At 69.0% G+C, this 9,930-nt stretch carries 9 protein-coding genes; 5 read left to right on the top strand and 4 right to left on the bottom strand.

Going from position 1 to position 9,930, the window contains the following annotated elements:
• Positions 1–96 precede the first annotated feature (96 nt).
• Positions 97–798, bottom strand: a complete 702-nt coding sequence (locus ACWEMY_RS28735; RefSeq protein WP_278263791.1) for an IclR family transcriptional regulator — start codon at positions 796–798, stop codon at positions 97–99.
• Positions 799–861: 63 nt separating this feature from the next.
• On the opposite strand from ACWEMY_RS28735, the gene leuC reads away from it, so the two are divergent.
• From leuC to ACWEMY_RS28720, 3 genes are all read left to right on the top strand, one after another.
• The gene (gene leuC / locus ACWEMY_RS28730; RefSeq protein WP_375929306.1) at positions 862–2,283 is read left to right on the top strand and encodes a 3-isopropylmalate dehydratase large subunit; all 1,422 of its coding nucleotides are present in this window, start codon (positions 862–864) and stop codon (positions 2,281–2,283) included.
• Between the two features lie 10 nt (positions 2,284–2,293).
• Entirely contained in the window at positions 2,294–2,902 is a 609-nt protein-coding gene (gene leuD / locus ACWEMY_RS28725) for a 3-isopropylmalate dehydratase small subunit (protein WP_452392534.1), read from the top strand.
• Between the two features lie 157 nt (positions 2,903–3,059).
• Complete coding sequence (locus tag ACWEMY_RS28720; protein WP_452392533.1) at positions 3,060–3,725, top strand: HU family DNA-binding protein; 666 nt, start codon at positions 3,060–3,062, stop codon at positions 3,723–3,725.
• Positions 3,726–3,840: 115 nt separating this feature from the next.
• Here the strand turns inward: ACWEMY_RS28720 and ACWEMY_RS28715 are convergent, their stop codons facing one another.
• The 3 genes from ACWEMY_RS28715 to cofC form a co-directional block, all read right to left on the bottom strand.
• Entirely contained in the window at positions 3,841–4,761 is a 921-nt protein-coding gene (locus tag ACWEMY_RS28715) for an NUDIX hydrolase (protein ID WP_452392532.1), read from the bottom strand.
• Positions 4,762–4,763: 2 nt separating this feature from the next.
• Positions 4,764–6,932: an RNA degradosome polyphosphate kinase gene (locus ACWEMY_RS28710; RefSeq protein ID WP_452392531.1), complete on the bottom strand. Its 2,169-nt coding sequence runs from the start codon at positions 6,930–6,932 to the stop codon at positions 4,764–4,766.
• A gap of 73 nt (positions 6,933–7,005) precedes the next feature.
• On the bottom strand, positions 7,006–7,686 hold the full coding sequence (gene cofC, locus ACWEMY_RS28705) for a 2-phospho-L-lactate guanylyltransferase (RefSeq protein WP_452392530.1): 681 nt from the start codon (positions 7,684–7,686) through the stop codon (positions 7,006–7,008).
• A gap of 31 nt (positions 7,687–7,717) precedes the next feature.
• On the opposite strand from cofC, the gene ACWEMY_RS28700 reads away from it, so the two are divergent.
• Both ACWEMY_RS28700 and ACWEMY_RS28695 read left to right on the top strand, forming a co-directional pair.
• Positions 7,718–8,713 (top strand): NAD(P)H-dependent glycerol-3-phosphate dehydrogenase, encoded by a 996-nt coding sequence (locus tag ACWEMY_RS28700; RefSeq protein WP_375929300.1) that lies wholly within the window; start codon positions 7,718–7,720, stop codon positions 8,711–8,713.
• A gap of 44 nt (positions 8,714–8,757) precedes the next feature.
• The gene (locus tag ACWEMY_RS28695; protein ID WP_452392529.1) at positions 8,758–9,852 is read left to right on the top strand and encodes a D-alanine--D-alanine ligase family protein; all 1,095 of its coding nucleotides are present in this window, start codon (positions 8,758–8,760) and stop codon (positions 9,850–9,852) included.
• The last annotated feature ends 78 nt before the right edge of the window (positions 9,853–9,930 follow it).

Below are 9,930 nucleotides of genomic sequence, written 5' to 3'. Positions count from 1 at the left end.
AGGACGCCGCCCTCTCAAGGCGGTAGCGCGGGTTCAAATCCCGTCGGGGCTACAAAGAAAGACCCCCGGTCGAATTCGACCGGGGGTCTTTCTCGTTCACAGCCGTTTGTGCAGCGCCTCGGCGGCGGCGACCAGATCGGCGGCCCAGCGCGCACCGGGACGCCGGCCCATCCGGTCGATCGGGCCGGAGACCGAGACCGCGGCCACCACCACACCACCGGTGTCGCGCACCGGGGCCGACACACTCGCGACGCCCTGCGCGCGTTCTGCGGCGCTCTGCGCCCAGCCCCGCTTCCTGACCTCGGCCAGCGCCCGATCGCCGAACACGGCGTCGGCCAGCACGGTGCGCTGCAGTTCCGGGTCCGCCCAGGCGAGCAGCACCTTGGCCGCCGAGCCCGCGGTGAGCGGCAGGCGGGAGCCGATCGGCACGGTGTCGCGCAGGCCGACGGGTGGCTCCAGGGCGGCCACGCAGACCCGGGCGTTGCCGTCGCGGCAGTAGAGCTGGACACTCTCGCCGGTGATCTCACGCAGGCGGGGCAGAATGGCACCCGCGGCCTCCACCAGCGGGTCGGCGGCACCGGCCGAGAGCTCGGTGAGCGCGGGCCCCGGCCGCCACAGCCCGTTGCCGTCCCTGGCCAGCAGCCGGTGGGTCTCCAGCCCGACCGCCAGCCGGTGCGCGGTGGCGCGGGGCAGGCCGGTGCGGGTGCACAGGTCGTTGAGACCGCATGGCTCGTCCGCGACGGCGTAGAGCACCGCCACGGCTTTGTCGAGGACACCGATACCGCTATGCTGTCTCATAGAACGATACTAACGTCTCAAATCTTGAGATTCCAAGTATGCCCGTCGAAAGGTGATCAAGCAATGGCCGAGCGCGCCCGCACACTGGCCGAGAAGGTGTGGGACCAGCACGTCGTCGTCCCTGGCGAAGGCGAAGGTTCCTCCCGCGAACCCGACCTGATCTACATCGATCTGCACCTCGTGCACGAGGTGACCAGCCCGCAGGCCTTCGACGGGCTCCGCGCGGCGGGCCGTCCGGTGCGCCGCCCCGATCTCACCATCGCCACCGAGGACCACAACGTCCCCACCACCGACATCGACAAGCCGATCGCCGACCCGATCTCGCGCACCCAGGTGGAGACGCTGCGCCGCAACTGCGCCGAGTTCGGCGTGCGGCTGCACCCCATGGGCGATCGCGAACAGGGCATCGTGCACGTGGTCGGCCCGCAGCTGGGCCTGACCCAGCCCGGCACGACCGTGGTGTGCGGTGACAGCCACACCTCCACCCACGGCGCGTTCGGCGCGCTGGCCATGGGCATCGGCACCAGCGAGGTCGAGCACGTGCTGGCCACCCAGACGCTGTCGCTGCGCCCGTTCAAGACGATGGCCATCACCGTCGACGGCGAATTGGCGCCCGGTGTCACGAGCAAGGACCTGATCCTGGCCGTGATCGCCGAGATCGGCACCGGCGGCGGCCAGGGTTATGTCCTGGAATACCGCGGCGAGGCGATCCGCAAGCTGTCGATGGAGGCGCGGATGACGATCTGCAACATGTCCATCGAGGCGGGCGCGCGGGCGGGCATGATCGCCCCCGACGAGGTGACCTACGAATTCCTCAAGGGCCGCCCGCACGCGCCGCAGGGTGCCGACTGGGACGCCGCGGTGGCCGCCTGGGACGCGCTGCGCACCGACGAGGGCGCCGAATTCGACGCCGAGGTCCACATCGACGCGAACGCGCTGACCCCGTTCGTCACCTGGGGCACCAACCCGGGCCAAGGCCTGCCGCTGGGCGCGAACGTGCCCGACCCGGCCCAGATCGCCGACGAGAGCGAGCGCGACGCCGCCGAGAAGGCCTTGCGCTACATGGACCTGACGCCGGGGATGCCGCTGCGCGAGGTCACCGTGGACACCGTGTTCGTCGGTTCCTGCACCAACGGCCGGATCGAGGACCTGCGCGCGGTCGCCGATGTTTTGAAGGGCCGCCACGTCGCCGAGGGCGTGCGAATGCTGGTCGTACCCGGCTCGATGCGGGTGCGCGCGCAGGCGGAAAAAGAAGGACTCGGCGATATTTTCACCGCCGCGGGCGCGGAATGGCGCCAGGCGGGCTGCTCGATGTGCCTGGGCATGAATCCCGATCAGCTGGAACCGGGCCAGCGCTGCGCGTCCACCTCCAACCGCAATTTCGAAGGCAGGCAGGGCAAGGGCGGCCGTACCCACCTGGTCTCGCCGCTGGTCGCGGCCGCCACCGCCGTCCGCGGCACCCTGTCCTCGCCCGCCGATCTGTAGGAGAATCGTTATGGAAGCCTTCACCGTTCACAAAGGCATCGGGGTCCCGCTGCGCCGGTCCAATGTCGACACCGACCAGATCATCCCGGCCGTTTACCTGAAGCGCGTGACTCGCACCGGTTTCGAGGACGGCCTGTTCGCGGGCTGGCGGGCCGATCCGGACTTCATTCTGAACACCGAGCCCTACCGGCACGGCAGCGTGCTGGTGGCCGGGCCCGATTTCGGTACCGGGTCCTCCCGCGAGCACGCGGTGTGGGCGCTGTCGGACTACGGCTTTCGGGTGGTCATCTCCTCGCGTTTCGCCGACATCTTCCGTGGGAATGCGGGGAAGGGCGGTCTGCTCGCCGCGCAGATGTCACAGAACGATGTCGAAATGCTGTGGAAGCTGATCGAGGAACAGCCCGGCCTCGAATTGGTTGTCGACCTGACCGCACGCACCGTGACGGCGGGAACCGTCGTGTTGCCGTTCGATATTGACGACTACACCCGCTGGCGTCTGCTGGAGGGTTTGGACGACATCGGGCTCACGCTGCGGCAAGCCGACGTCATCGGCGAGTTCGAAAAGGGAAGGCCGTCATGGAAACCCGTGACGCTGCCGGAGCCTATTTCGCGGGCGTAATCACCGCCGAACGATTGGTGGCGCTTCCCTGGGGGCGGTAGCTGGACGTGTGCTAAACCACATGAATTTTGGCGTGGCACATAGACTCTTGCTCAAACTGGGTTTACCGTGGTACCTAGTCGGTCCGACGACGGGCCATTAGTCTGCGGAGGATTCAATGAACAAGGCGGAACTGATCGACGTTCTGACCGAAAAGTTGGGTACGGACAGGCGTACGGCTACCGCGGCTGTCGAGAACGTGGTCGATACCATCGTCCGTGCCGTGCACAAAGGTCAGAGCGTCACCATCACCGGTTTCGGTGTGTTCGAACAGCGCAAGCGTGCCCCCAGGGTTGCCCGTAACCCGCGTACCGGTGAAACCGTGAAGGTGAAGGCCACTTCGGTCCCCGCCTTCCGGCCCGGTGCGCAGTTCAAGGCGGTGATCGCGGGTAAGCAGAAGCTGGCCGCGTCCGGCCCCGCCGTCAAGCGTGGCGTGAACGCCCCGGTGGCGGCGAAGAAGGCGGCGGCCAAGAAGACCGCGGCCAAGAAGACGGCAGCCAAGAAGGCCACGCCGTCGAAGGGTCCGGCCAAGACCACCGCCCGCAAGGCAGCCACCAAGGCTCCCGCCGCCAAGAAGACCACGGCGGCCAAGAAGACCACCGCCGCCGCGAAGAAGACCACGGCGGCAAAGAAAGTGACCGCGGCCAAGAAGGCGCCGGCCAAGAAGGTCACCGCGACCGCCGCCAAGAAGACCACGGCGGCGGCCAAGAAGACCACCGCCGCCAAGAAGGCCCCTGCCAAGAAGACTGCTGCCAAGAAGACTGCTGCCCGTCGTGCTCGTTGATCCTGCCGCAGCAGGATCGGGTCGGGGAATGTGCACGTGAACGCATCACCCACCACTGGACCGACAACGGCCCCGCTTTCCGCGGGGCCGTTTCGGCTGTCGGGGGTAGCTCGATTCAGGCGGTGACGATTCCCGTCGACAGTGAGCGATCCATATGGTCGGCCGCGACCAATCGGTCGCCGACGAACGACAATGCCCAGACGCTGCCCTTGCGATTGCGCGCGGGCGGCAGAGTCAGCCCGCTGCGCTCGGCCAGCCACTGCGTCAGATCCGGAATGACCCCGCCCTGACTGCACACCGCGGGCACACCCCGATCCGTTATCAACGACAGAAACCTTTGCCGGGCCGCGCTTTTCGCTGAATCGTAACCTTGCTCGGAAAACATTGGCTCGCAATTGATTTCGACGTTCAGCTGCTCCGCCAACGGGGTCACGGTTTGGATACAGCGCAGCGGATCGGCCGAATGGATCTCGGATGCGCCGAACGCCAACAGGTTCGGGGTGAGGGCCTTGGCCTGCTGCTGTCCGGCGGCCTCCAGGGGGCGCAGCGCGTCGGGTCCGTCCCAGGCGGCGCGCTTGCCGGCCTTGGCGTGGCGCACCAGCAGCACCGTCGCGGTGCGCGCGGGCAGCCGCGCGAACATCCGTATCACCTGCCGGTCCATCGGATAGGACAGCTGGTCCATCACCCGGTCCAGCGGGAACCAGCGCAGCTGGTCGACTTCGGCATTGACGGTGAACTCCCCGGCCGCGGCCTCGGCGGCCCAGTAGTCCACCCGCTTGAGCTGACGGTGTCCCGGGATCGGATAGGTGACGTGGCCCAGATAGCGGCCCAGCGTGCACGGCAGGCCGGTCTCCTCGCCGACCTCGCGCACCGCCGCCACCACCGGGGTCTCACCGGGGTCGAGTTTGCCCTTGGGCAGCGACCAGTCGCCGTATTTGGGCCGGTGGATCACGGCGATCTCCGGCCCGGTATCGCCCGGCCGCCAGAGCACCGCGCCCGCCGCGTGGATATTGGGCCGCACCTGCGGATCTCGCATGGTCACGGCTGGTCGGGCCTGCGCAGCCGCATCAGGAACTGCTGATGGTCGCGGACCTGGTCGGCCGCGGCGTCGCGCGGGCTGGCCTGCCAGGCGCCCTCCGGACCGAGCACCCAGCAGCGGGTCATCGGGTCGAGCGCGGAATCGAAGACCGCGCTCAGCTGCTCGGTGAGCCTGCGGTCCTTGACCTGGACCATCACCTCGACCCGGCGGTCCAGATTGCGGTGCATCATGTCGGCGCTGCCGATCCAGGTCTCGTCCTGGGCCCGGAACTGCAGGATGCGGGAGTGTTCCAGGAAGCGGCCGAGAATCGAGCGCACCTCGATGTTCTCGCTGAGCCCCGGCACGCCCGGGCGCAGCCCGCAGATGCCGCGAACCACGATCCGCACCGGCACACCGGCCTGCGAGGCGCGGTAGAGGGCGTCGATGATCTGCTCGTCGACGATGGCGTTGGCCTTGATCCGGATGCCCGCCGGGTTGCCCTGCCCGGCCAATTCGATCTCGCGGTCGATGCGCTCGACGATCCCGGCCCGTACGCCCAGCGGGGCCACCATCAGATTGCGGTAGTCCTCCTTGCGGGAGTAACCGGTCAGCGAATTGAACAGGTCGGTGAGATCGGCCCCGATTTCCGGTGCCGCGGTGAACAAGCCGACGTCCTCGTAGAGGCGCGCGGTCTTGGGGTTGTAGTTGCCGGTGCCGATGTGGCAGTAGCGGCGGATGGTGGAGCCCTCGCGGCGCACCACCAGGCAGGTCTTGCAGTGGGTCTTGAGGCCGATCAGGCCGTAGACCACGTGCACGCCCGCCTGTTCCAGGGCGCGGGCCCATTTGATGTTGGCCTGCTCGTCGAAGCGCGCCTTGATCTCGACCAGCGCGACGACCTGCTTGCCCGCCTCGGCGGCCTCGATCAGCGCGTTGATGATCGGGGAGTCACCGGAGGTGCGGTAGAGGGTCTGTTTGATCGCCAGCACCTGCGGGTCGGCGGCGGCCTGCTCGATGAAGCGCTGCACGCTGGTGGAGAACGAATCGTAGGGGTGGTGCACGAGTACGTCGCCCTCGCGCAGCGCGGAGAAGACATTGCGCGGGGTCTCGCGCTCGCCGAAGGCCGCCGGGGTGGCCGGAACGTAGGGCGCGTCCTTGAGATCGGGCCGGTCCACGCCGTAGACCTGCCACAGGCAGGACAGGTCGAGCAGGCCGGGCACCTGGATGACGTCGGCGGGGTCGACCTCGAGTTCGCGCAGCAGCAGCTCGAGCATGTGCTCGGTCATGTCGTCGGAGACCTCGAGGCGCACCGGCTTGCCGAAGCGGCGGCGGGCGAGTTCGCGCTCCATCGCCTGCAGCAGGTCCTCGTCGCGGTCCTCGTCGACCTCGAAGTCGGCGTTGCGGGTGATCCGGAACGAATGCGTCTCCACCACGGTCAGACCCGGGAACAGCAGGTCCAGATGCGCGGCGATGAGGTCTTCCATGGGCAGGAAGGCCGCGATCGCCGAGGGCGCCTCGGTGCGGCGCACGCGCACGAACCGGTCGACATTGTCGGGCACCTTCACGCGGGCGAAATGCTCGCCGCCGGTGCCGGTGTCCTTCACCGTCACCGCGAGGTTGAGGCTCAGGCCCGAGATGTAGGGGAACGGGTGGGCCGGGTCGACGGCCAGCGGGGTGAGCACCGGGAAGACCTGGTCGGTGAAGTGGCCCGAAAGGCGCTGACGTTCCTCGTCGTCGAGGTCGGCCCAGCCGATGATGTCGATGCCCTCCTGGGCCAGCGCCGGGTTCACCTCGTCGAGGAAGACGTTCGCGTGGCGCACCGCCAGTTCCTGGGCGCGCGCGGTGATCATCTCCAGCTGCTCGGACGGGGAGCGTCCGTCGGCCGAGCGCACCGACAGCCCGGTCTCGGCCCGGCGTTTGAGGCCCGCGACGCGAACCATGTAGAACTCGTCGAGATTCGAGGCGAAGATCGCCAGGAATTTCGCGCGTTCCAGCAACGGCAGCGAGGCGTCCTCGGCCAGTGCCAGGACCCGGGCGTTGAAGTCCAGCCAGCTCAATTCTCGGTTCAGGTAGCGATCGCGGGGCAACCGCTGGGCGGCCGCGTCACCGCCCGTGGCCGCGGCAGCGGCAGGTGGCGGGGAAATCGGGGGCTGCGGCTTGATCGTTTCCGTGTCGCTCACACCATCGATCATCCCCTACGGACCGGCCAGTCCGCAGCATGACACTTGTCCGGTTGATCCGATCTGTGTCCGGCGCGGCGATCGGCTAGCACACGGTGCGAACCGGATCACTTTCCCGATCGAGCAGACCGAATTCGCGCAGCACGGCCGCGGTGAACTCGCCGACGCCGAGCGCGTGGACGGCGGCCAGGTCGGCGGGGGTGTCGACATCGCGGCGCAGGCCCGGCCAGTGTCCGGGCAGCGGCTGCGCGCCGTCGGCGCGGTGCGCCCGTGCCGATCCGGCGCCGAAGCGGGGAGCCAGGTCGGCGAGGGTGTCGCGCACGAGGAGCGCGGCGGTGCCGGTGCCGGTGTGATCGATGACCACCGAGCGGGTGCCGTCGGGGGCGACGGTGAGCAGCTCGGACAGCTCGGCCGGGCGCAGCGCGGGCAGGTCGGCCTGCAGGGCGAGCAGATGCGCCGGGCCGTGCCGGTCGCGCACGTCGCGCGCGCCCGCGGCGAGGGCGGCGTTGAGCGGATCCGCGGCACCGGCGGGCTCGGCCAGCACCTGCGCGCCGAGTTCGCTCGCGCGGGTGGCCACGCGCGGATCGGGGGTGACCACGGTCAGCGACAGCACCTCCGGCACGGCCGTCGCGGCGGTGACCGTATCGGCGAACATGGCCAGGACGAGCTGCCCACGCTGCGTGGCGGTCAGGACCTCGGCCAGGCGGCTCTTGGCCCGGTCGATGTGCTTGACCGCCATCACGGCGTGCACGGTGTGCGGACGCATGAGGTCAATCCTTCCATGGCATATTGGGCTGATGACGAGGGCGGCGGTTATGGGTGCGGGGTCGTGGGGCACCGCGTTCGCGAAGGTGTTGGCAGAGGCGGGGACCGAGGTCACGATCTGGGCCAGACGCGGCGAGGTCGCGCGGGCGCTCGACACCGAGCACCGCAATCCGTTCTACCTGCCCGGTGTCGAGCTGCCGCCGGTGCGCGGCACCGACGATCACCGGGTCGCGCTCGACGGCGCGGATCTGGTGGTGCTGGCGGTCCCGTCGCAGTCGCTGCGGGCGAATCTGGAGCTGTGGAAGGGCGATATCGGTTCCGACGCCACGCTGCTCAGTCTCATGAAGGGGGTCGAGACCGGCACGCTGCTGCGGATGAGCCAGGTGATCGCGGAGGTCACCGGCGCCGAGGCGAGCCGGATCGCCGTGCTGTCGGGGCCGAATCTCGCGCACGAGATCGTCGAACGTCAGCCCGCGGCGACCGTGATCGCCTGTACCGACAGCGAGCGCGCCGGGGTGGCGCAGCGGGCCTGTGCCACCGGGTACTTCCGGCCGTACACCAATACCGATGTGATCGGGGCCGAGATCGGTGGCGCGTGCAAGAACGTCATCGCGCTGGCGTGCGGTATCGCCTCGGGGATGGGGTTGGGATACAACTCGGTCTCCAGCTTGATCACCCGTGGGCTCGCCGAGGTGATGCGGCTCGGTGTCGCGCTCGGCGCGCAGCCGGTGACGCTGGCCGGGCTCGCCGGAGTGGGTGACCTGGTGGCGACCTGTACCTCGCCGGGATCACGCAATCGGTCCTTCGGGTACGTGCTCGGCTCGGGTGGCTCGATGCAGGCCGCGCAGGAGGCGACCAATGGGCAGGTGGCCGAAGGTGTGAAGTCGTGCACATCGGTGCGGGCGCTCGCGGCCGCGCACCAGGTGGAGATGCCCCTCACCGACGCGGTGCACCGGGTGTGTCACGAGGGACTTTCGGTCAACGAGGCCGTCGACAGCCTGCTCGGAAGAAAGATCAAGCCTGAGTAAGGTCGATGCCGCCACAGCGCCGCGAACCCACTAAGTTGACGGTCATGACGAACCGGATCAGGGTAGCTGTGGTCTTCGGCGGGCGCAGCAGCGAGCACGCCGTCTCGTGTGTATCGGCGAGCAGCGTGCTGCGCAACCTCGATCCCGCGCGCTACGAGGTGGTGCCGATCGGTATCACCGCCGCAGGCAGCTGGGTACTGGCCGAGGGGATCGGTCAGCTCGAGCTCAGCCACGACGCGCTGCCCGCGGTCGACGCGGCGGGCACCGCGCTGACGCTGGCAGCCGACCCGGGCCGGGCCGGCGCGCTGGTCGCGCTCGACGATCCGTCGGCCACCCTCGGCCGCGTGGACGTGGTCTTCCCGATCCTGCACGGCCCGTTCGGTGAGGACGGCACCCTGCAGGGCATGCTCGAACTGGCCGGTGTCCCCTACGTGGGGGCGGGCGTGCTGGCCAGCGCCGCGGGCATGGACAAGGAGTTCACCAAGAAATTGCTGGCCGCCGAAGGGTTACCGGTCGGTACCCAGGTGGTGCTGCGCCCCGGTACCGCGACGCTGACCCAGGCCGAGCGCGATCGGCTCGGCCTGCCCGCGTTCGTGAAGCCCGCGCGCGGCGGCTCTTCCATCGGTATCACCAAGATCACCGACTGGGCCGCGCTCGACGCCGCCGTCGCCACCGCTCGCGAACACGACCCGAAGGTGATCGTCGAGGCGGGCATCCTCGGCCGTGAAGTCGAGTGCGGTGTCCTGGAATTCGCCGACGGCCAGGTGCGCGGCAGCGTGGTCTCGGAGATCCGGATGCCCGACGCCGACGCCGCGGCCCCCGAGTTCTACGACTTCGCCACCAAATATCTCGACGACGTCTGCGAGTTCGACGTGCCCGCCAAACTCGACGACGACGTGGCCGAGCAGATCCGCGAGCTGTCGGTGCGCGCCTTCCGCGCCCTGGACTGCCAGGGCCTGGCCCGCGTCGACTTCTTCGTCACCGCCGACGGCCCGGTCATCAACGAGATCAACACCATGCCCGGCTTCACCCCCATCTCGCAGTACCCCCGCATGTGGGAGGCGACCGGCATCGACTACCCCACCCTGGTCTCCACCCTGATCGAAACGGCTCTCGCCCGAGGCACCGGCCTGCGCTGACGACACCCTCGGCCACCCCGGGTTTTCGGCCGCCTCGCATCCGAAGGGCGAGACGTCACGGCGAAGCCGAAGTATCGC

The sequence above is a fragment of the Nocardia sp. NPDC004415 genome (genome assembly GCF_053602435.1).
The sequence above is the reverse complement of the archived record's forward strand: the minus strand, read 5'-3'. Positions and strand labels throughout refer to the sequence as shown.

Excerpts from the sequence above, each read along its gene's own strand:
- cofC (WP_452392530.1), bottom strand. The coding sequence starts at position 7,686 with ATGCGTCCGCACACCGTGCACGCCGTGATGGCGGTCAAGCACATCGAC.
- ACWEMY_RS28715 (WP_452392532.1), bottom strand. The coding sequence starts at position 4,761 with ATGCGAGATCCGCAGGTGCGGCCCAATATCCACGCGGCGGGCGCGGTG.
- ACWEMY_RS28735 (WP_278263791.1), bottom strand. The coding sequence starts at position 798 with ATGAGACAGCATAGCGGTATCGGTGTCCTCGACAAAGCCGTGGCGGTG.
- ACWEMY_RS28710 (WP_452392531.1), bottom strand. The coding sequence starts at position 6,932 with ATGATCGATGGTGTGAGCGACACGGAAACGATCAAGCCGCAGCCCCCG.
- ACWEMY_RS28700 (WP_375929300.1), top strand. The coding sequence starts at position 7,718 with ATGACGAGGGCGGCGGTTATGGGTGCGGGGTCGTGGGGCACCGCGTTC.
- leuC (WP_375929306.1), top strand. The coding sequence starts at position 862 with ATGGCCGAGCGCGCCCGCACACTGGCCGAGAAGGTGTGGGACCAGCAC.
- ACWEMY_RS28720 (WP_452392533.1), top strand. The coding sequence starts at position 3,060 with ATGAACAAGGCGGAACTGATCGACGTTCTGACCGAAAAGTTGGGTACG.
- leuD (WP_452392534.1), top strand. The coding sequence starts at position 2,294 with ATGGAAGCCTTCACCGTTCACAAAGGCATCGGGGTCCCGCTGCGCCGG.
- ACWEMY_RS28695 (WP_452392529.1), top strand. The coding sequence starts at position 8,758 with ATGACGAACCGGATCAGGGTAGCTGTGGTCTTCGGCGGGCGCAGCAGC.